21 protein-coding genes and 1 tRNA gene are annotated in these 20,681 nt (G+C 66.9%); 10 read left to right on the top strand and 12 right to left on the bottom strand.

The window, feature by feature from the left end; all coding sequences use genetic code 11:
• Positions 1 to 6: 6 nt before the first annotated feature.
• The 6 genes from ispH to METUNV1_RS00855 form a co-directional block, all read right to left on the bottom strand.
• Complete coding sequence (gene ispH / locus METUNV1_RS00880; protein WP_008057903.1) at positions 7 to 933, bottom strand: 4-hydroxy-3-methylbut-2-enyl diphosphate reductase; 927 nt, start codon at positions 931 to 933, stop codon at positions 7 to 9.
• A gap of 10 nt (positions 934 to 943) precedes the next feature.
• Positions 944 to 1,378, bottom strand: a complete 435-nt coding sequence (locus METUNV1_RS00875) for an FKBP-type peptidyl-prolyl cis-trans isomerase (RefSeq protein WP_008057901.1) — start codon at positions 1,376 to 1,378, stop codon at positions 944 to 946.
• Entirely contained in the window at positions 1,375 to 1,869 is a 495-nt protein-coding gene (lspA, locus tag METUNV1_RS00870; protein WP_008057900.1) for a signal peptidase II, read from the bottom strand. Before lspA ends, METUNV1_RS00875 begins: the two co-directional genes overlap by 4 nt.
• Positions 1,870 to 1,874: 5 nt before the next feature.
• Positions 1,875 to 4,688: an isoleucine--tRNA ligase gene (ileS, locus tag METUNV1_RS00865; protein WP_008057898.1), complete on the bottom strand. Its 2,814-nt coding sequence runs from the start codon at positions 4,686 to 4,688 to the stop codon at positions 1,875 to 1,877.
• Positions 4,689 to 4,703: 15 nt separating this feature from the next.
• A complete protein-coding gene (locus METUNV1_RS00860) occupies positions 4,704 to 5,645 on the bottom strand; it encodes a bifunctional riboflavin kinase/FAD synthetase (protein WP_008057896.1) in 942 nt (313 codons plus the stop codon).
• A 135-nt stretch (positions 5,646 to 5,780) separates the two neighbouring features.
• Positions 5,781 to 5,865 (bottom strand) — tRNA-Leu (locus METUNV1_RS00855).
• Between the two features lie 100 nt (positions 5,866 to 5,965).
• Between METUNV1_RS00855 and queA the strand changes: the two genes are divergently transcribed.
• From queA to secF, 5 genes are all read left to right on the top strand, one after another.
• Positions 5,966 to 7,018 carry a tRNA preQ1(34) S-adenosylmethionine ribosyltransferase-isomerase QueA gene (gene queA / locus METUNV1_RS00850; protein WP_008057894.1) on the top strand — a complete coding sequence of 351 codons (1,053 nt, stop codon included), beginning with the start codon at positions 5,966 to 5,968 and terminating at the stop codon, positions 7,016 to 7,018.
• Positions 7,008 to 8,117, top strand: coding sequence for a tRNA guanosine(34) transglycosylase Tgt (gene tgt, locus METUNV1_RS00845; RefSeq protein ID WP_008057892.1), 1,110 nt, complete (start codon positions 7,008 to 7,010; stop codon positions 8,115 to 8,117). The genes queA and tgt overlap by 11 nt, the downstream gene beginning before the upstream one ends.
• A gap of 92 nt (positions 8,118 to 8,209) precedes the next feature.
• Positions 8,210 to 8,539, top strand: coding sequence for a preprotein translocase subunit YajC (gene yajC, locus METUNV1_RS00840; protein ID WP_008057890.1), 330 nt, complete (start codon positions 8,210 to 8,212; stop codon positions 8,537 to 8,539).
• Positions 8,540 to 8,600: 61 nt separating this feature from the next.
• A complete protein-coding gene (gene secD / locus METUNV1_RS00835) occupies positions 8,601 to 10,451 on the top strand; it encodes a protein translocase subunit SecD (protein WP_008057887.1) in 1,851 nt (616 codons plus the stop codon).
• A gap of 26 nt (positions 10,452 to 10,477) precedes the next feature.
• On the top strand, positions 10,478 to 11,416 hold the full coding sequence (gene secF, locus METUNV1_RS00830; RefSeq protein WP_008057885.1) for a protein translocase subunit SecF: 939 nt from the start codon (positions 10,478 to 10,480) through the stop codon (positions 11,414 to 11,416).
• 66 nt (positions 11,417 to 11,482) lie between these two features.
• Here secF and METUNV1_RS00825 read toward each other — a convergent pair whose 3' ends face one another.
• Positions 11,483 to 11,803, bottom strand: a complete 321-nt coding sequence (locus tag METUNV1_RS00825; protein ID WP_008057883.1) for a DUF2322 family protein — start codon at positions 11,801 to 11,803, stop codon at positions 11,483 to 11,485.
• A gap of 74 nt (positions 11,804 to 11,877) precedes the next feature.
• Positions 11,878 to 13,245 carry an adenylosuccinate lyase gene (gene purB / locus METUNV1_RS00820; protein ID WP_008057881.1) on the bottom strand — a complete coding sequence of 456 codons (1,368 nt, stop codon included), beginning with the start codon at positions 13,243 to 13,245 and terminating at the stop codon, positions 11,878 to 11,880.
• A 151-nt stretch (positions 13,246 to 13,396) separates the two neighbouring features.
• On the opposite strand from purB, the gene METUNV1_RS00815 reads away from it, so the two are divergent.
• Positions 13,397 to 14,005 (top strand): glutathione S-transferase, encoded by a 609-nt coding sequence (locus METUNV1_RS00815; RefSeq protein ID WP_008057879.1) that lies wholly within the window; start codon positions 13,397 to 13,399, stop codon positions 14,003 to 14,005.
• 53 nt (positions 14,006 to 14,058) lie between these two features.
• On the opposite strand, the gene mnmA is transcribed toward METUNV1_RS00815, so the two are convergent.
• Genes mnmA through METUNV1_RS00800 form a run of 3 tightly spaced genes read right to left on the bottom strand, consistent with a single transcriptional unit; the run spans position 14,059 to position 16,191 of the window.
• A complete protein-coding gene (gene mnmA / locus METUNV1_RS00810; protein WP_008057878.1) occupies positions 14,059 to 15,195 on the bottom strand; it encodes a tRNA 2-thiouridine(34) synthase MnmA in 1,137 nt (378 codons plus the stop codon).
• On the bottom strand, positions 15,188 to 15,736 hold the full coding sequence (locus METUNV1_RS00805; RefSeq protein ID WP_008057877.1) for a hypothetical protein: 549 nt from the start codon (positions 15,734 to 15,736) through the stop codon (positions 15,188 to 15,190). The genes mnmA and METUNV1_RS00805 overlap by 8 nt, the downstream gene beginning before the upstream one ends.
• The gene (locus METUNV1_RS00800; RefSeq protein WP_008057876.1) at positions 15,736 to 16,191 is read right to left on the bottom strand and encodes an NUDIX hydrolase; all 456 of its coding nucleotides are present in this window, start codon (positions 16,189 to 16,191) and stop codon (positions 15,736 to 15,738) included. The genes METUNV1_RS00805 and METUNV1_RS00800 overlap by 1 nt, the downstream gene beginning before the upstream one ends.
• A 97-nt stretch (positions 16,192 to 16,288) precedes the next feature.
• Here METUNV1_RS00800 and METUNV1_RS00795 point away from each other — a divergent pair, with 97 nt between their 5' ends.
• The 4 genes from METUNV1_RS00795 to METUNV1_RS00780 all read left to right on the top strand — a co-directional run bounded on the left by METUNV1_RS00795 (position 16,289) and on the right by METUNV1_RS00780 (position 18,941).
• Positions 16,289 to 17,209: a branched-chain amino acid transaminase gene (locus tag METUNV1_RS00795; protein WP_008057875.1), complete on the top strand. Its 921-nt coding sequence runs from the start codon at positions 16,289 to 16,291 to the stop codon at positions 17,207 to 17,209.
• Between the two features lie 119 nt (positions 17,210 to 17,328).
• Positions 17,329 to 17,541, top strand: coding sequence for a zinc-finger domain-containing protein (locus tag METUNV1_RS00790; RefSeq protein ID WP_008057869.1), 213 nt, complete (start codon positions 17,329 to 17,331; stop codon positions 17,539 to 17,541).
• A gap of 10 nt (positions 17,542 to 17,551) precedes the next feature.
• The gene (locus METUNV1_RS00785) at positions 17,552 to 17,983 is read left to right on the top strand and encodes a YybH family protein (protein WP_008057863.1); all 432 of its coding nucleotides are present in this window, start codon (positions 17,552 to 17,554) and stop codon (positions 17,981 to 17,983) included.
• 1 nt (position 17,984) lies between these two features.
• Positions 17,985 to 18,941, top strand: coding sequence for a hydrolase (locus tag METUNV1_RS00780; RefSeq protein ID WP_008057861.1), 957 nt, complete (start codon positions 17,985 to 17,987; stop codon positions 18,939 to 18,941).
• A 124-nt stretch (positions 18,942 to 19,065) separates the two neighbouring features.
• Here METUNV1_RS00780 and METUNV1_RS00775 read toward each other — a convergent pair whose 3' ends face one another.
• A complete protein-coding gene (locus METUNV1_RS00775; protein WP_008057853.1) occupies positions 19,066 to 20,676 on the bottom strand; it encodes an NAD(P)/FAD-dependent oxidoreductase in 1,611 nt (536 codons plus the stop codon).
• Positions 20,677 to 20,681 lie beyond the last annotated feature (5 nt).

Raw genomic sequence — 20,681 nt, 5'->3', positions numbered from 1 at the left:
CCTGGATCAAGTCTGCGCAAGTTCCTTCGGCAGCGGGAAGTTGACGTTTTCCGGCGTGCCGTCCAGCGTGCGCACCGAAGCCGCCCCGAGTTCGCGCAGCCGTGCGATCACCGCATCGACCAGCACCTCGGGCGCCGACGCGCCAGCGGTCACGCCCACGCGTTTGCGACCGTCCAGCCAGCCCGGATCGATCTGGCTGGCGTTGTCGATCAGGTAGGCCGGTACGCCGAACTGCTCGGCCACTTCGCGCAGACGGTTGGAGTTCGAACTGTTGGGCGAACCGACCACCAGCACCAGATCGCTGCGCGGCGCCATGAACTTGACGGCGTCCTGGCGGTTCTGGGTGGCATAGCAGATGTCGTCGCGCTTCGGGCCGACGATGGTCGGAAAACGCGCGCGCAGCGCATCGACGATGGTCTGCGCGTCGTCGACCGACAGCGTGGTCTGGGTGACGTAGGCCAGCTTGTCCGGATCGCTGACCCGCAGCGTCTGCACATCGGTCACGGTTTCGACCAGATGCATGCCGCCCTCGGACTGACCCATGGTGCCTTCGACTTCCGGGTGCCCCTTGTGGCCGATCATGACGATTTCGCGACCCGCGTCGCGCATCTTGGCCACTTCGACGTGCACCTTGGTCACCAGCGGGCAGGTGGCGTCGAACACCCGCAGTCCGCGAGCACCGGCGTCATGGCGCACCGCCTGCGGCACACCGTGCGCGCTGAAGATGAGGGTGGCGCCCGCCGGCACGTCGGCCAGGTCGTCGATGAAGATGGCGCCCTTGGCGCGCAGGCTGTCGACCACGAACTTGTTGTGCACGACTTCATGACGCACGTAGATCGGCGCGCCGTACTGCTCCAGCGCGCGCTCGACGATGGCGATGGCACGCTCCACGCCGGCACAGAAGCCGCGCGGATTGGCCAGCAGCACTTCCATGCTGTCGTGTTCAGGAGACACCGATCACCTCCACTTCGAAGCGCACCGCACGGCCGGCCAGCGGATGGTTGAAGTCGATCAGCGCGGACTGTTCGTCCAGTTCGCGCACCAGGCCGGGAAACTTGTTGCCGTCGTTGTCGGTGAATTCGATGACCGAATGCACGTCAAGTTCGATGTCGGCCGGAATGTCGCGGCGCGCGAAGCGCTCGACCAGATCGGCCTTGTGCTCGCCGAATACCTCGCCCGGCGCCAGATCGAACACGTGCCGGCTGCCCACCTCCAGCCCCGACAGACGCGCTTCAAGCGCCGGGGCCAGTTCGCCGCTGCCCAGCTGCAGCGTGGCCGGCGTCGATTCGAAGGTGCTGATCAGCGCCTGGCCGCCTTCGGGCAGTGCCACGCGGAAATGCAGGGTGACCAGACTGTCGGCCTTGATCGTGTTGCTCATGATTCCGTCTCCGCACGGGCGGTGCGCGCCGCCAGACCGAACTGGTCCGCGAGCATCAGCACCACCCCTGCCGTGATGGCCGAATCGGCCACGTTGAACGCCGGGAAGCCGCGGCCCCCGGCATGAAAATACAGGAAGTCGACCACCGCGCCGAGCAGTACCCGGTCGATCAGGTTGCCGATGGCACCGCCGAGAATCAGCGCGATGCCGAGCGGCAGGACCACTTCGGCCACGTGCCTGCGCATCAGCATGACCAGCCAGACCGACACGCTGGAGGTCAGGATGATGAAGAACCAGCGCTGCCAGCCGTCGTGGTCGGCCAGGAAGCTGAAGGCGGCGCCCGGGTTGTACACCAGCACCAGGTCGAAGAAGCTCGTGACCGACCAGCTCTGGCCGTAGCTGAGCCAGTTCGAGATCAGGTATTTGGTGAGCTGGTCCGCCCCGACCACGAAGGCGGACAGGGCGAGCCAGCCAGCAAGGCGTGCATTCATCGTTTTCAGGCGTGTACGCGGGTCTCGCCCGCACCGTGCAGATTGGCATCGCAACGGCCGCACAGTTCCGGATGTTCGGCATGACTGCCCACATCGGCGCGGTAGTGCCAGCAGCGGGCGCACTTGGCGTGCGTGCTCGGGCGCGCGGTGACGCCCTGCTCCGCTTCGCTGTCGGCCTTCAGCAGCGACGCAGCCGAGGTGATGAGCACGAAACGCAGGTCGTCGCCCAGTGCGGCCAGATCGTCATGCAGCTCGCCGGCGGCACGCACCTCGACCTCGGCCTGCAGCGACGAACCGATGCCGCCTTCAGACCGCAGGCTTTCCAGCACCCGGGCCGATTCCGCCCGCAGCGCACGGATGCGGCTCCAGCGCGCCATCAGCGCCGCTTCGTCCGCCTGCTCCGGCAGCACGTGCCAGGTGGTGAACATGACGCTGTCGGCCGCCTTGTCGCCGAGCACGGTCCAGATTTCCTCGGCGGTGAAAGCCAGCACCGGCGCCATCAGGCGCACCAGGGTCTGGGTGATGTGCCACAGCGCCGACTGCGCCGAACGGCGGGCATGCGAACCCGGTGCGGTCGTGTACAGGCGGTCCTTCAGCACGTCGAGGTAGAAGGCGCCGAGATCTTCCGACGCGAAGTGCTGCAGCGCCTGCACCACGCGGTGGAATTCGTACTGGTCGTAATCAGCGGTCACGCGCGCCTGCAGGTCGCGCGTCAGCGCCAGCGCATAGCGGTCGATGGTGAGCCACTGGTCGGCCGGCAGCATGTCGGCCTGCGCGTCGAAATCGGCGATGTTGGCGAGCAGGAAGCGCACCGTGTTGCGCAGCCGGCGGTAGGTTTCGACCACGCGGTCGAGAATTTCCTTCGAGATCGACAGTTCGCCCGAGTAATCGGTCGAAGCCAGCCACAGGCGCAGGATTTCGATGCCCAGCTTGTTGCCGACTTCCTGCGGCTCGATGCCGTTGCCGAGCGACTTCGACATCTTGCGGCCCTGCGCGTCGACCGTGAAGCCGTGCGTCAGCAGCGCGCGGTAAGGCGCCTGACCGTCGATCGCGCAGCCGGTCAGCAGCGAGGAATGGAACCAGCCACGGTGCTGGTCCGACCCTTCGAGGTAGAGGTCGGCCACCGGACCGCCGTCGGTGCGCGCAAGACCGGCGTGCGAGCCGCGCAGCACGTGCCAGTGGGTGGCGCCGGAATCGAACCACACGTCCAGCGTGTCGCTGATCTTCTCGTACTGCGCCGCGTCGGCGCCCAGCAGTTCGGCCGCATCGAGATTGAACCAGGCGTCGATGCCTTCGGCGTCAACGCGCTGCGCCACCGCTTCCATCAGTTCGACCGTACGCGGATGCAGTTCGCCGCTTTCGCGATGGATGAAGAACGGAATCGGCACGCCCCAGTTGCGCTGGCGGGAAATGCACCAGTCCGGCCGGTTGGCGATCATCGCCGCCAGCCGCGCCTTGCCCCAGTCCGGGTAGAAAGCGGTGTCCTCGATCGCCTTCAGCGCCGACTCACGCAGGCTGGGTCCGCCTTCCGGCTTCAGGTCCATGCCGACGAACCACTGCGCGGTGGCGCGGTAAATCAGCGGCGTCTTGTGGCGCCAGCAGTGCATATAGCTGTGCTGGATCTTCTCGTGCGAGAACAGCGCGCCGACCTCGGCCAGCTTGTCCACGATGACCGGGTTCGCCTTCCAGATGTGCAGGCCGCCGAAGAAGGGCAGCGACTCGGCGTACACGCCGTTGCTCTGCACCGGATTCAGCACGTCGGCCACGGTCAGGCCGTTCTTCATGCAGGAGTTGAAGTCATCCACGCCATAGGCCGGCGCGCAATGCACGATGCCGGTGCCGGCGTCGAGGCCGACGTAGTCGGCCAGAAACACCGGCGACTCGCGCTCGTACAGCGGATGATGGAAGGCGATGCGCTCCAGCTTGTCGCCGGTTGCGGTGGCCAGCACGCGGCCTTCGCGGCCGAAGCGCTTCAGGCTCTGTTCGACCAGCGCCTCGGCCAGCACCAGACAGCCGGCGTCGGTCTGCACCAGCGCATACACATGCTCCGGGTGCATGTTCAGCGCCTGGTTGGCCGGAATGGTCCACGGCGTGGTGGTCCAGATCACCGCATGCACGCTGCCTGCCGGCAGTTCGGCCAGACCGAAGGCGGCGGCCAGCCGGCCGCGCTCGCGCTCACTGACCGGGAAGCCGACATCGACCGCCGGGCTGCCCTTGTCCTGGTACTCGACCTCGGCTTCGGCCAGCGCCGATCCGCAGTCGAAACACCAGTTCACCGGCTTCAGGCCGCGATACACCCAGCCCTTCTTCACCATTTCGGCCAGCGCGCGGATTTCGCCGGCCTCGTTGCCGAAATCCATCGTGCGGTAGGGGCGGTCCCAGTCGGCCAGCACGCCGAGGCGGATGAAACCCTTCTTCTGGATCTCCACCTGCTCGCCGGCGAAGGCACGGCACAGCTTGCGCACTTCGGATGCCGGCAGGTTCTTGCCGTGCTTCTTCTCGATCTGGTGCTCGATAGGCAGGCCGTGGCAGTCCCAGCCGGGCACGTAGGGCGCGTCGAAACCGGCCAGCGTTTTCGAGCGGACGATGATGTCCTTCAGGATCTTGTTCACCGCGTGGCCGAGGTGAATGTCGCCGTTCGCGTAGGGCGGGCCGTCGTGCAGCACGAACTTCGGGCGGCCGGCCGCCTTCTCGCGGATGCGCTTGTAGAGCTGGCTCTGCTGCCACTGCTGAACCCAGCCGGGTTCGCGCTTGGGCAGGTCGCCGCGCATCGGAAAGGCGGTGTCGGGCAGGTTCAGCGTCGTGCGGTAATCAGCCATCTTGATCAGCCAGGTTCAGTCTTCGGAAATCGGGTTTTCGGCGAACCACGCGCGCGTGTTCGCCACGTCCTGCGCGATCGCTTCGCGCAGTGCCTCCAGGCCTTCGTAGCGCGCTTCGTCGCGCAGCTTGTGACAGAAGCGCACGGACACGTGCTCGTCGTACAAATCAACCTCGCGGTCCAGCACATAGACCTCGCAGGTCGGCCGCAGCCCGTCGGCAATCGTCGGGCGCACGCCCACGCTTGCCGCGCCCGGCGCATTCGACAGCCCACCACCGGTGACGGTCGCCGCATAGATGCCGGACAGCGGCAGCGAACGGTGCTTGAGCTGGATGTTGGCCGTCGGGAAGCCGAGCTGGCGACCGATCTTCTGGCCGTGCTCCACCCGGCCGCTGATCGCGTACGGGCGACCGAGCAGGCGCTGGGCGCGGGCCAGATCGCCCTGCTCCAGCGCCTCGCGCACGGCGGAACTGGAGGCGCGCTCGCCGCCGATCTCCACCGTGTCCATGCTGGCTACGCCAAAGCCGTGCAGTTCGCCGGCTTCGCGCAGCCGCTGGAAATCGCCTTCGCGGCCTCGGCCGAAGCGGAAATCGTCGCCGATGATGAGGTGGCGCACCGCCAGCCCGCGCACCAGCAGGTCGTCCACGAAGGCATGGGCGCTCAGGGCGGCGAAGCGGGCATTGAAGCGGCAGACGTACACCCGCTCGACGCCGGCCTGCCGGAACAGCTCCAGCTTTTCGCGCAGGCTGGTGAGCCGGGTCGGCCGCTTCTCGTGCATGAAGAATTCACGCGGATGCGGCTCGAAGGTCATCACCGCGGCCGGCACGCCCAGCGCGTGCGCCTTCGCCGCCAGCTGGGCCAGCAGCGCCCGGTGGCCGAGGTGCACGCCATCGAAATTGCCGATGGTCAGAACGACCGGCCTGTCAGCGACCGAAGGGATTGCGCGGAAGACCTGCACGGGATGGACGGAAGCGGATGCGCGTGGGAAACGCGCAAGTATACCTGTGCACGACAGGCACGCCGATAGTGCGCGGCGCAAACGCACATCCGGGCCCTGCTTCGGGTGGGATGGGCAGAAAGCCGCATCGCGCCCTGGTGCCGGGAGGGGGACTCGAACCCCCACACCTTGCGGCGGCGGATTTTGAATCCGCTGCGTCTACCGATTCCGCCATCCCGGCCGGGAAGGAGGCGGATTATGCGGGCTGCCGCTGCGGTCCGGCAAGGCCACCAGCGGTACAATGCGCGGTTTTTTCGCGCTTTTCCGCCTCCTTTTACGCCGTGCTCACGCTTTCCGACTTCGATTACACGCTGCCCGACGAGCTGATCGCTCAGGCACCGCTGCCCGAGCGCAGCGCCAGCCGGCTGCTGGTGCTGGGCGAACGCGCGCCGACCGACGCGCACATCCGCGACCTGCCGCAGTGGCTGAATCCGGGCGATCTGCTGGTATTCAACGACACCCGGGTCATGCACGCGCGGCTTTACGGCCGCAAGGACAGTGGCGGACAGGTCGAAGTGCTGGTCGAGCGACTGACCGGTGAGCGCGAAGCGCTGGCCCAGGTGCGTGCCAGCAAGACGCCCAGGCCGGGCAGCCGGCTGACGCTGGAGGACGCCTTCGAGGTCGAGGTGCTCGGCCGCGAAGGCGAGTTCTTCATGCTGCGCAGCCTGAGCGACGCGCCGCTGCTCGATCTGCTGGAGCGCCACGGCCGGCTGCCGTTGCCGCCCTACATCGACCGGGCCGCGGTCGAGGCGGACGAAAACCGCTATCAGACGGTATTCGCGCGCGAAACCGGCTCGGTGGCCGCGCCCACCGCCGGCCTGCACTTCGATGAAGCGCTGCTGGCCGCGGTGGAGGCCCGCGGCGTGCGCACCGCGCGCGTCACGCTGCACGTCGGCGCAGGCACCTTCCAGCCGGTACGGGTCGAGAACCTGGCCGAACACCACATGCACAGCGAGCGCTTCCAGCTGTCGGCGGACACCGCCCAGGCGATTGCCGACACCCGGGCCGCCGGCGGCCGGGTGATCGCCATCGGCACCACCAGCCTGCGCTGCCTGGAATCGGCTGCGGCCGCCTGCGGCGATGGCCCGCTGACCGCCTGCAGCGGCGATACCCGGCTGTTCATCACGCCCGGCTACGCCTTCCGGGTGATCGACGGCCTGCTCACCAATTTCCACCTGCCGAAGTCGACGCTGCTCATGCTGGTGTCCGCACTGGCCGGACGGCGCCGCATGTTCGACGCCTATGCGCACGCGATCGCGCAGCGCTACCGCTTTTTCAGTTACGGCGACGCCATGTTCATTCCGGCGCGCATGAAGGATGACGATGAAGTTTGATCTGCTGGCCCGCGATGGCCTCGCCCGCCGCGGCCGGCTCACGCTGGCGCACGGCACCGTCGACACGCCGGTTTTCATGCCGGTCGGCACCTATGGCACGGTCAAGGGCATGGACCCGGTCGAGCTGGAAGACATGGGCGCGCGCATCGTGCTCGGCAACACCTTCCACCTTTGGCTGCGCCCGGGCACCGACATCGTCCGCAGGCACGGCGGCCTGCACCGCTTCATGGGCTGGGAACGGCCCATCCTGACCGACTCCGGCGGCTTCCAGGTGTTCTCGCTCGGCGCGCTGCGCAAGATCAGTGAAGAAGGCGTGCGCTTCGCCAGCCCGATCAACGGCGACAGGCTCATGCTGACGCCGGAAGAGTCGATGCGCATCCAGCACGACCTGAATTCCGACGTCGTGATGATTTTCGACGAATGCACGCCCTACCCGGCCGACCATCCGACCGCGGCCGAATCGATGCGCCTGTCGCTGCGCTGGGCACGCCGCTCGCGCGACGCGCACGACAGTCTGGGCAACACGAATGCGCTGTTCGCCATCGTGCAGGGCGGCATGCATGAAGACCTGCGCGACGAGTCACTCGCCGGACTGAAGGACATCGGTTTCGACGGCTACGCCATCGGCGGCCTGTCGGTCGGCGAACCGAAGGAGGACATGCAGCGCATCCTGGCCCACACCGGGCCAAAGCTGCCGGAAGGCGCGCCGCACTACCTGATGGGCGTCGGCACGCCGGAGGACATCGTGCACGCGATCGCGCACGGCATCGACATGTTCGACTGCGTGATGCCCACCCGCAACGCACGCAACGGCTGGCTGTTTACCCGCTATGGCGACCTCAAGCTGAAGAACGCCCGTTACAAGGACGACACCGGACCGGTGGACGCGAGCTGCGAATGCCACACCTGCAGCCGCTACACCCGCGCCTACCTGCACCATCTGCACCGCTGCAACGAAATGCTGGGCGCGCGGCTGAATACGCTGCACAACCTGCACTTCTACCAGCAGTTCACCCGCGAGGCGCGCGAGGCGATCGAGGCCGGACGCTACGCCGAATGGTCGGCCGCCTTCCTGGCCGACCGCCAGCGCGGCGTGTGAGCCGGACGGCCCGGGGAATTCGTGCATCCCGGGCCTGTCGGACGCGGCTGATATACTCGCGAGCTTTCCAATAATTACCCGCGGAGACCCCTGTGCTCATTTCCCCCGCCTACGCCCAGGCTGCCGGCGCCGCTGCCGATCCGACCGGTGGCATCATGGGCTTCCTGCCCATCATCCTGATGTTCGTGGTGCTGTGGTTCCTGATGATCCGCCCGCAGATGAAGCGCGCGAAGGAACACAAGGCCATGGTCGAAGCGCTGGCCAAGGGCGACGAAGTCGTCACCCAGGGCGGTGTGGCCGGCCGCATCGTCAAGGTCGGTGACAACTTCGTCAGCGTCGAAGTGGCGCCGAACGTCGAAATCACCGTCCAGCGTCAGGCTGTCTCCACCGTGCTGCCCAAGGGCACGCTGAAGGCGCTGTAAGCCCTCGCCGCCGGCGGACGCCGTCCGCCGGTCTTCCTCCCCTTTCCGTTCCTGCCTCGCAATGAACCGCTACCCGCTCTGGAAAAACGCGCTGGTGATCGTGGCGCTGCTGCTCGGGCTGATCTACACGCTGCCCAATTTCTACGGCGAGGCCCCTGCCGTGCAGGTATCGACCACGCGCACCGGCGTCACGCTGGACGCGAACCTGATGTCCCAGGTCGAGAGCACGCTGAAGGACGCCGCCATCCCCCACACCGGTATCACGCTGGACAACAGCGGCGTGCGGGTGCGTCTGGCCGACACCGACACCCAGCTCAAGACCCGCGACGTGCTCGAGAAGGCGCTCAACCCGGACGCGGCCGATGCCAAATACGTGGTGGCGCTGAACCTGCTGTCCAAGTCGCCGTCCTGGCTGTCGCACGCCGGCGCCAAGCCGATGTATCTGGGTCTGGATCTGCGCGGTGGCGTGCACTTCCTGCTGCAGGTCGACATGAAGGGCGCAATGACCAAGCGCCTCGATTCGATGGCTTCCGACCTGCGCATCCAGCTGCGCGAGAAGAATGTGCGTCATGGCGGCATCAACCGCGAGGGCGACACCATCACGCTGCATTTCCGCGATGCCGAGGGCCGCGACGCGGCGCGCGGCAAGGTGGAGGACACCCTGCCCGATCTGGCGTGGACGCTCAGCGAATCCGGCGCAGATTTCGTGCTGACCGGCCGCATGAAACAGATCGCCGAGAAGGACATCCGCGAATCGGCGATCAAGCAGAACATCCTGACGCTGCAGAAGCGCGTGAACGAACTGGGCGTGGCCGAACCCATCATCCAGCAGCAGGGCGCGGACCGCATCGTCGTCCAGCTCCCGGGTGTGCAGGACGTGGCCAAGGCCAAGGATCTGATCGGCCGCACCGCCACGCTGGAAGTGCGCCTGGTCGACCAGGAAGCCATGATCAGCGGCAACGCGGAAGGCCTCGAGGTCTATCCGGAGCGCGCGCGCAACGGCGTGGTGACCCAGGTGCCGGTACGCAAGCAGGTCATCCTGACCGGTGAGCGCTTCGAAACCGCCCAGGCCTCGTTCGACGACGCCAACCGTCCGGCGGTCGCGGTGAAGCTGGATTCGACCGGCGGCCGCATCATGCGCACGGTCACCCGCGAAAACCTGAAGAAGATGATGGCCATTCTGCTGTTCGAGAAGGGCCGCGGCGAAGCCATTTCGGTCGCCACCATCCAGGGCGAGTTCGGTGACCGCTTCCAGATCACCGGCCAGTTCAGCCCGCAGGAAACCAACACGCTGGCCATCCTGATCCGCTCCGGCGCGCTGGCCGCGCCGATGGACATCATCGAGGAACGCGTGATCGGCCCGTCGCTGGGCGCAGAGAACATCGACAAGGGCTTCCACTCGACGCTGTGGGGCTTCATCGCGATCGCGGTGTTCATGATCGGCTACTACATGGTGTTCGGCTTCATTTCGTCCGCCGCGCTGGCCGCCAACCTGCTGTTCCTGATCGCGCTGCTGTCGCTGCTGCAGGCCACGCTGACGCTGCCCGGCATCGCCGCGATCGCGCTCACGCTGGGCATGGCGATCGACGCCAACGTGCTGATCAACGAGCGGGTGCGCGAGGAACTGCGCAATGGCGTGAGTCCGCAGGCGGCGATCTCCGCCGGCTACGACCGCGCCTGGGCGACCATTCTCGACTCCAACATCACCACGCTGATCGCCGGCCTGGCGCTGCTCATCTTCGGTTCCGGCCCGGTGCGCGGCTTCGCGGTGGTGCACTGCCTGGGCATCCTGACCTCGATGTTCAGCGCGGTGGTGGTGTCGCGTGCGCTGGTGAATCTGGTCTATGGCCGTGCCCGCAAGCTCGAGAAGGTGTCCATCGGCACCGTCTGGAAGCCGGGCACCGGCGCGTAATCGCATACAAGGAAAGCTGAACAGCCATGGAATTCTTCCGTATCCGGCGCGACATCCCCTTCATGCGCCATGCGCTGGTGTTCAACGCCATTTCGGTCATCACCTTCCTGCTCGCGGTGTTCTTCCTCGCCACGCGCGGCCTGCACCTGTCGGTGGAATTCACCGGCGGCACGCTGATGGAGGTGAACTACAGCGAGGCACCCAATCTCGAAACCGTCCGCAAGGCGCTGACCGACAGCGGCTTCAGCGATCCGCAGGTGCAGAACTTCGGCACCGCGCGCGACGTGATGATCCGCCTGCCGCTGGTCAAGGACACCGATTCGGCCAAGGTGAGCCAGCAGGTGATGGCGACGCTGGACAAGGCCGAAGGCCCGAAAGCCGAACTGCGCCGGGTCGAGTACGTCGGCCCGCAGGTGGGCAAGGAACTGGCCGCCGACGGCTCGCTGGCGCTGATGCTGGTGATTTTCGGCATCGTGCTCTACCTGGCCATGCGTTTCGAGTGGCGTTTCGCGGTATCGGCCATCATCGCCAACCTGCACGACGTGGTCATCATCCTGGGCTTCTTCGCCGCCTTCCAGTGGGAGTTCTCGCTGCCGGTGCTGGCGGCGGTGCTGGCGGTGCTGGGCTACTCGGTGAACGAATCGGTGGTGGTGTTCGACCGGGTGCGCGAAGTGTTCCGCAATCCGCGCAAGCGCACGATGACCGTGCCGCAGGTGCTGGACCATGCGATCACCAGCACGATTTCGCGCACCATCATCACCCACGGGTCGACCCAGATGATGGTGCTGTCCATGCTGCTGTTCGGCGGCCAGGCCCTGCACTACTTCGCGGTGGCGCTCACCATCGGCATCTGCTTCGGCATCTACTCGTCGGTGCTGGTGGCCAGCCCGCTGGTGATGTGGCTGGGCGTCAAGCGCGAACAGCTGGTGAAGCCGCCCAAGCAGAAGCAGGAAGCGGTGGTCTGAGGCGGACCCTCAGCAGACAACAAAAACCCGGCCTCGGCCGGGTTTTTTGTTGGGCGCCCGCCTGAATCAGGGCTGGGCGAACACCTGCTTCACGCGCAGCGTCGCACCGCTGGCGATCAGTTCGATCAGGCGGTCGATGTTCGGATGCTTGCCCGGATTGGCCTGCGCATCGGCGGTGTGCTCGCCGTAGATGTCCAGCCCCTGCTTCGCCGCGTCGGCATTGATCGCGCCGTGCAGCTGGGCCAGATGGTTGTACACCGCCAGCGAACCGGCCTGACCCGGCTTGTTCTCGATGGTGGCGACCACCTCGCCGGCGGCGTCCAGCAGCTGGATGGCGGACAGGTGGGACACGCCGGGCAGCGTCTTCAGGGTGTCGGCAAAACTCATGGATAGTCCTCGATGAATTGAGCGGGGCCGTCGCACGCCCCGCAGGGCGGGACGGCGCGGCGGCCCCGGCAGGATCAGATGGCGCGGGCGAGGCGGACGGCGTCGCCGATGTAGCTGGCCGGCGTCATCGCCAGCAGGCGTTCGCGCTCGGCTGCCGGAATGTCCAGCGTGGCGATGAAGGCGTGCAGGCCTTCGCGGTCGATGCCGCGGCCACGGGTCAGTTCCTTCAGCTGTTCGTACGGATTGGGCACGCCATAGCGGCGCATGACGGTCTGCACCGGCTCGGCCAGCACTTCCCAGCAGGCGTCGAGATCGGCCGCCAGCGCTTCCGGCGCGGCCAGCAGCTTGCCCAGGCCACGCGACAGCGAATCCAGCGCCAGCACGCTGTAGCCGAAGGCCACGCCCATATTGCGCAGCACGGTCGAGTCGGTCAGGTCGCGCTGCATGCGCGATACCGGCAGCTTTTCCGACAGATGGCGCAGCACCGCGTTGGCCAGGCCGAGATTGCCTTCGGCGTTCTCGAAATCGATCGGATTCACCTTGTGCGGCATGGTGGAGCTGCCGATTTCGCCCGCCTTCAGCTTCTGCTTGAAGTAGCCGAGCGAGATGTACATCCAGAAGTCGCGCGCGGCATCGAGCAGGATGGTGTTGGCGCGCGCCATGGCGTCGAACAGTTCGGCCATCGCGTCGTGCGGCTCGATCTGGATGGTGTAGGGATTGAATTCCAGCCCGAACGATTCGATGAAGGCGCGGTTGAACTGCGGCCAGTCCACGTCCGGGTAGGCCGACAGGTGAGCGTTGTAGTTGCCGACCGCACCGTTGAACTTGGCGGTCATGCTGACCGCGGCGATGCGGGCACGGGCGCGCATCAGGCGGGCGGCGATATTGGCCATTTCCTTGCCCAGCGTGGTCGGGCTGGCCGGCTGGCCGTGGGTGCGCGACAGCATGGGCAGCTCGGCCAGGTCGTGCGCCAGGCCGCGCAGCCGCTCGATCGCCGCGTCCAGCGCCGGCAGCAGCACGTCGCGACGGCCCTCTTCCAGCATCAGCGCGTGCGACACGTTGTTGATGTCTTCCGAGGTACAGGCGAAGTGGATGAACTCCGACACGCCGGTCACTTCGGCATTCTTCGCAAGGCGCTCCTTGAGCCAGTACTCCATCGCCTTCACGTCGTGATTGGTGCGCGCCTCGATGGCCTTGATCGCGGCCGCGTCCTCGACGCTGAAGTCGCGGATCACCACATCCAGTTCGTCCAGCGTGGCCTGCGAAAAGGCCTTCACTTCCGGAATCTGGTCGCTGGCGGCCAGCGCGCGCAGCCAGGCGATCTCGACGCGTACGCGGTTGCGGATCAGGCCGTACTCGCTGAAATGACCGCGCAGCGGATCAAGCTTGGCGGCGTAGCGACCATCGAGCGGCGACAGCGCGGAAAGGGCGTGGGAACTCATGAGGAACCTGCAGGAAAGATGGACTGGAAAGGCGCAGGACGCACAGGCGTCGTGCAACGCAACACGAATTTTATCATGTGCCCGCCGGACGCCTGGTCCGGCGGCCGACGACCCGGCGGTATAATTCCGGCGTCGTCAATCGGTACCGTCCATGAAACTCGTCGGTTCGTATACCAGCCCCTACGTGCGCAAGACGCGCGTCGTGCTTGCCGAAAAGAAGATCGACTGCGAACTCGTGATCGATTCGCCGTGGACCGACAGCTCGGGCGTGCCCGATCTGAACCCGCTGGGCAAGATTCCGGTGCTGGTGCTGGACGACGACACCCGCCTGTTCGATTCCCGCGTGATCGTCGAATACCTCGACGGTGTCGCACCCAACAACAAGCTGCTGCCCGCGCCGGCGCGCGAGCGGGCGCTGGTCAAGCGCTGGGAGGCGCTGGCCGACGGCCTGATCGACGCCGCGGTGGCCATCCTGCTGGAAGGACGACGGGCCGACGGCGAACGCAGCGAGGGCTGGATCGCCCGTCAGCAGCTGAAGATCGAACGCGCTCTGGCCGCGCTTGCGGCCGACCTCGGCGACGATGCGTGGTGTCACGGTACCGCCATTTCGCTGGCTGACATCGCGGTCGGCTGCGCGCTGGGCTATCTCGACTTCCGCCAGCCCGCGCTGGACTGGCGCGGCGCCCATCCCAATCTGGCCCGTCTGCAGGACAAGCTGCTGCAGCGCGCCTCCTTCAGCGACACCGTTCCGCACGACTGATGCACGGGCGGCACCGGTGCCGCCCCTCCCCCCGAATCCCGCCTCGCCGGCCTTCAGTCGCCCGCCGACACGATGATGCCGCCACCCAGGCACACTTTGCTCTCGTACACCACCACGCTCTGACCCGGCGTGACCGCCCACTGCGGCTCGGCGAACACGATTTCGCAGCGGTCCGCATCGACCGCGTCGATGCTGCACGGCGCGTCCGGCTGGCGGTAACGGGTTTTCGCGGCGTAGACCCAGTGGGTGTGCGGCAGGGCGCCGGACACCCAGGACAGGTCGGCAGCCACCAGACGCCCGGACAGCAGCGCCGGATGGTCATGCCCGCGCACCACGTACAGCACGTTCTTCTCCATGTCCTTGCGCGCCGCGTACCAGGCGTCGTGCTCGCCGGCGTCATCCGCCATGCCCTTGAGCCCGCCGATGCGCAGCCCCTTGCGCTGGCCTATCGTGTGGTACATCAGGCCGTCGTGCTGGCCGAGCACCCGCTCGCTGTCCAGATCGCGGATCTCGCCCGGCGTAACCGGCAGATAGCGCTGCAGGAATTCACGGAAGGGACGTTCGCCGACGAAACAGATGCCGGTCGAGTCCTTCTTCGCCGCGTTGGCCAGCCCGGCGTCGGCCGCGATGCGGCGCACGTCGCGCTTGTACAGGTGACCGACCGGAAACAGCGTGCGAGAAAGCTGGGCCTGGTTCAGCCGGTGCAGGAAATAGCTCTGGTCCTTGGTGCCGTCTTCGCCCTTCATGAGCTGGAAGCGGCCTTCGAATTCCCGCACCTGCGCGTAGTGACCGGTGGCGATGCGGGTGGCGCCCAGCTGCATCGCGTGGTCGAGGAAAGCGGCGAACTTGATTTCGGCATTGCACAGCACATCCGGATTCGGCGTGCGGCCGGCCTGGTACTCGCGCAGGAAGCTGGCGAACACGCGGTCCTTGTACTCGGCCGAGAAGTTGACCACTTCGAGGTCGATGCCGATCACGTCGGCCACCGCCGCCGCGTCGATCAGGTCCTGCCGGGTGGAACAGTATTCGTCGGTGTCGTCGTCTTCCCAGTTCTTCATGAACAGGCCGACCACCCGGTAGCCGGCCTGCTTCAGCAGCAGCGCCGACACCGAGGAATCGACGCCGCCGGACAGGCCGACGACCACGGTTTCACCATTTCCGGGCGCGATGCCCGCGAGTGCTTCATTCATCCGGGTATCCCCCGTCCTTCCATCTGTTCAGATCCATCACGACCGCCGGTTCGGCGTGGTCGCGAAACCAGGTATCGACCGCATATCGGTGACCTTCCGCGTCTTCGATCGCCGCACTGAAGTGCTGCATGATGACCCAGCTGGTACGCCGCTGGATGTCGATCACACGGTGAAATTTCAGCGCGCCGACTGCCTGCAGCGCCTGCAGCATGCGGTCGGTGGTGCGTGCATGATCGATGCAGTCCATGCGCCCGTACGCTTCGTCATCGAGGAAGTCGCCGGCGCGGTCCACATGGATGGGCGACTGTTCGCCGGCCCAGCGGTACATGCGGGCCAGCACGTACTGCAGCCGTCCGCGCTCGTCGGCCGCGTCCACGCTGCCGTCCAGTGCGCTGTGCAGAGACAGCATCTGCGACGGGGCATAGACCACGGTCTGCGTGCTCTGGCAGCCGTAGTTGAAGCACACCTCCAGCGACTGTTCGCCGGCGCCCGCCGCCAGCAGCGGCATGGCCGCCAGCAGGCCGGCCATCAGCCTGCGCATCAGCCGAAATGCCGGAGCGCGGACAGCGGCAGCCGGATGCCGGCCTGCCAGTCCTGCACGCAGGCCCACACCAGCGGGCTGCGATGACGCTGGCGGCTGGCTTCGATCTCCTGCGGCGTCATCCACACCGCGCGGACGATGCCTTCGTCCAGCGCACGACCCGCGATCGCTTCGCCGGCGTCGCCGGCGAAGGCGAAACGCAGATAGGTCACCTCGCCGTCCGGCCTGCGCCACTGGTAGATGCCCACCAGTTCGCGCGGCGTGAAGGGGTGGGCAGTTTCTTCCATCGCCTCGCGGACACAGGCCTCGACCAGTGATTCGCCCTCTTCGAGGTGACCGGCCGGCTGGTTCAGCATCAGACCGTCGGACGTGTGCTCCTCAACCAGCAGGAAGCGGCCCCTGTCCTCGATCAGCGCCGCCACCGTGACGTTGGGTTTCCAGATGCGTTCGCTCATGCGGGGGATTTTAACGCGCCGAACCCTCCGGAGCCGCCGCCGGAGGGTCGGCTTCGGCTAAAATCACGGGTTTACCGCAATCTCTGGAGTGTTTCCCATGTCGATGGCCGACCGCGACGGTTTTATCTGGTACGACGGCAAACTGGTGCCCTGGCGCGAGGCCACCACGCACGTACTGACGCATTCGCTGCACTACGGTCTGGCCGTCTTCGAAGGGGTCCGTGCCTATAACACCGAAATCGGCACCGCCATCTTCCGCCTCAAGGAACACACCGACCGGCTGTTCAATTCGGCGCACATCTACATGATGAAGATGCCGTACAGCCGCGAAGAACTGATGGAAGCGCAGCTCGAAGTGGTGCGCGCCAACAAGCTGGAATCCTGCTACATCCGTCCGATCGCCTTCTTCGGCTCCGAGAAGATGGGCATTTCGACCCGCGGCGCCTCGGTGCACGTGTCGATCGCCGCCTGGCCCTGGGGTGCCTACCTCGGCGAAGACGGCCTGAAGCGCGGCATCCGCGTGAAGACTTCGTCCTACTCGCGCCATCACGTGAATGTGTCGATGTGCCGCGCCAAGTACTCCGGCACCTACGCCAACTCCATCCTCGCCAATATGGAAGCGACCGAAAACGGTTACGACGAGGCGCTGCTGCTGGACGTCGATGGTTTCGTGGCCGAAGGCGCTGGCGAGAACCTGTTCGTGATCAAGGACAACAAGATCTACGAACCGGAAATCGCGTCCGCGCTGGTGGGCATCACCCGCGCGTCGGTGATCGAGATCGCTGCCGAGCTGGGCTACCAGGTCGTGTCCAAGCGTCTGACCCGCGACGACATCTACACCGCGGACGAAGCCTTCTTCACCGGCACCGCCGCCGAAGTGACGCCGATCCGCGAACTGGACGGCCGCCTGATCGGCGCCGGCAGCCGCGGTCCGATCACCGAAAAGATCCAGGCCCGCTTCTTCGACGCGGTGAACGGCCGCGCGCCGGAATACCACCGCTGGCTCACCAGGATCTGAGGCAAAGCCGCAGAGCCCGATCCGCTGAGACCCATCCGGGCTGTGCGCGGCGCACGCGCTGCGCACATGCCTGAATCCGTGCGCGGCCGGTCCGCGCATCTTCCTGTCCGGAGCACACCATGACCCAAGCCGGTAACGATTCCAGCCGCGACCAGGCACGCGAAATCGAAGTCAGCGCGAACGACCTTCCGCTGCATTGCCCGCTGCCCGGCGCACCGCTGTGGGCGCGCCACCCGCGTGTCTTTCTCGACGTGACCAAGACCGGGCAGGCGGCCTGCCCCTACTGCGGCACCCGCTACAGCTATCACGGCCCGGCCATCGCCGGCCACTGAGCGGCGCGGCATGGAAAGCCAGCGCAAGACCTTTTTCGCCTCGCCGCAGGAGGCGGAAACCGCCTTCTACGATGCCCGCAACCGCGGCGACATCGAAGGCCTGATGGCGGTATGGGCGGACGAGGACGACATCATGTGCATCCTCGCCGGCTGCCCGCGCGCCAGCGGCTACGAAGCGGTGCGCGAAGCCTGGCGCCGCATGTTCTCCGGCCCGCACGCCGATGTGCGCATCAGCCATGCGCTGGTCACCCAAGGCGCGCTGCAGGCGATACACAGCGTGCATGAAACCCTGTCCGCCCCGGGCGACCGCACGCCGCGACCGGTGCTGGTGGTGACCAATGTGTATGCGCGCGGCCCGCTGGGCTGGCACATGGTGCTGCACCACGCTTCGCCGCTGCCGGCCGAGCAGGACGGTCCCGACCTGCCGAAAATCCTGCACTGACATGGTCCAGCCCTACCGTCCGGCGCCCTGGCTGCCCGGCGGCCACGCGCAGACCATCTGGCCGCGCTTCATTCCGCTGGCCCGCCCGGCGCTGAGCCGCGAGCGCATCGACACGCCGGACGGCGACTTCCTCGATCTCGACTGGCTGCCGCCGCGCGCGCGGCAGCCGCTGGTCGTTCTGTTCCACGGTCTGGAAGGCAGTTCCGGCAGTCATTACGCCAAGGCGCTGATGCATGCGCTGGCCGCGCGCGGCTGGAATGGCGTGGTGGTGCATGCGCGCGGCTGTTCCGGCGAATCGAACCGCCTGCTGCGCGCCTACCACTCGGGCGACAGCGCCGAACTTGAATGGCTGCTGCCGCGGCTGCATGCGCGGGCGGACGGTGCGCCGCTGTACGCGGTGGGGGTGTCGCTGGGCGGCAACGTGCTGTGCAAGTGGCTGGGCGAACAGGGCCAGGCGGCCTCGCGCTGGCTGGCCGCCGCGGCCTCGGTGTGCGCGCCGGTGGACCTCGGCGTGTCCGGCCGCACGCTGGACCGCGGCTTCAACCGGGTCTATGCCCAGTACTTCCTGCGCACGATGAAGCCGCGCACGCTGGACAAGGCGCGGCGCTTTCCCGGCCAGGTGGACGCCACGGCCATCGCGCGCTGCAGTTCCATCCGCGACTTCGATGACGCCTTCACCTCACGGGTGCACGGCTTCCGCGATGCCGACGACTACTGGACGCGCTGCGCGTCGAAACCGCTGCTGAAATCGGTGCGCACGCCGCTGCTGCTGCTGCAGGCGCTGAACGACCCGATGGTGCCGGCCTGGTCGCTGGCCACGCCGGATCAGCTGTCGTCCGACGTACAGCCCGAATACACCGCTCAGGGTGGTCATGTGGGCTATGTCAGCGGCGCACCCGGCGGCCATATCGACTGGCTGCCGCAGCGGCTGCTGCACTTCTTCGAACACGGTCGCTGAATCGCCGCCGCCGGCCTAAGCCTGGCTGCGGCGCGGCGATCGGGGCGGCGCAAGCGGACGCGGCATGCCTGCGCCCGATCGCGGCGGGGGCGCCGCGCCCACGAGGCTCAAGGCCCTGCGTCGGTCAGCGCGTCGCCACCATGCTCAGCGCCACCGCCTCGGCCACCTCGATGCCATCCACCGCCGCCGACAGGATGCCGCCGGCGTAGCCTGCACCCTCGCCGGCCGGATACAGCCCGCGCGTGTTCAGGCTCTGATAGCTCTGCGGATCGCGCTTGATGCGGATCGGCGACGAGGTGCGCGTTTCAACGCCGGTGAGCACCGCGTCGTGCCGACCGAAGCCCTTGATCTGACGGTCGAAGGCGGGGAAGGCTTCGCGCATCGCGGTGATCGCGTACTCCGGCAGCGCGCTGGCCAGACTGCCCAGCGTGACCCCCGGCTTGTAGCTCGGCTCCACCTCGCCCAGCGCCTTCGACGGCCGGCCGGCGACGAAATCGCCCACCAGCTGGCCAGGCGCGTTGTAGTCGCCGCCGCCCAGTTCGAAGGCGCGCGACTCCAGCGTGCGCTGCAGGTCGATGCCGGCCAGCGGATGACCCGGGTAGTCCTGTTCCGGCGAAATGCCGACCACGATGCCGGCGTTCGCGTTGCGTTCGTTGCGCGAATACTGGCTCATGCCGTTGGTCACCACGCGGCCCTCTTCCGAGGTCGCGGCCACCACGGTGCCGCCCGGGCACATGCAGAAGCTGTACACCGAGCGGCCGTTCTTCGCGTGATGTACCAGCTTGTAGTCGGCTGCACCCAGCACCGGGTGACCGGCGAAGTCGCCGAAGCGGGCGCGGTCTATCAGGCTCTGCGGATGTTCAACGCGGAAGCCGACCGAAAACGGCTTAGCTTCGATGTATACGCCCCGCTCGTGCAGCATGCGGAAGGTATCGCGCGCGCTGTGACCGATGGCCAGCACCACGTGGTCGGCCTCGATTTCGCTGCCGTCGGCCAGCTTCACGCCGCGCACCGCGCCGTCCTCGATCACGATGTCCTCGACCCGCGCCTGGAAGCGGATTTCACCCCCCAGCGACTCGATCTCGGCACGTATCTTTTCCACCATGCCGACCAGCCGGAAGGTGCCGACGTGCGGCTTGCTCACGTACAGGATTTCCTCCGGCGCGCCGGCCTTCACGAATTCGGTCAGCACCTTGCGGCCGTAGTGTTTCGGGTCCTTGATCTGGCTGTACAGCTTGCCGTCGGAAAAGGTGCCGGCGCCACCTTCGCCGAACTGCACGTTCGACTCCGGATCAAGCACCCGCTTTCGCCACAGCCCCCAGGTATCCTGGGTGCGTTCGCGCACCACGCGGCCACGCTCCAGCACGATGGGGCGGAAACCCATCTGCGCCAGCAGCAGCGCCGCCATGAAGCCGCAGGGCCCCATGCCGATCACCACCGGCCGGCGCACCAGCCCTTCAGGCGCACGCGCGACGAACCTGTAATCGGTGTCGGGCGAGGGCTGAAGCTGCGGTGACGGTTTGTGCGCCTTCAGCACCGCCGCTTCGTCGCGTACCTCGACATCCAGGGTGTAGATCAGGTGGATGGCCGAGCGGCGGCGGGCGTCGTAGCCACGGCGGAACACGTGGAGGGCCAGCAGGTCGGCGTCGGGAATGCGCAGCCGTTCGAGCACGGCGGCACGCAGGGCCGCTTCCGGGTGGTCGAGCGGAAGCTTGATTTCGGTCAGTCTGAGCATGAGGC

It is taken from the genome of Methyloversatilis universalis FAM5 (assembly GCF_000214035.2).
In the GTDB taxonomy this organism is placed as follows: Bacteria; Pseudomonadota; Gammaproteobacteria; order Burkholderiales; family Rhodocyclaceae; genus Methyloversatilis; species Methyloversatilis universalis.
The sequence above is the reverse complement of the archived record's forward strand: the minus strand, read 5'-3'. Positions and strand labels throughout refer to the sequence as shown.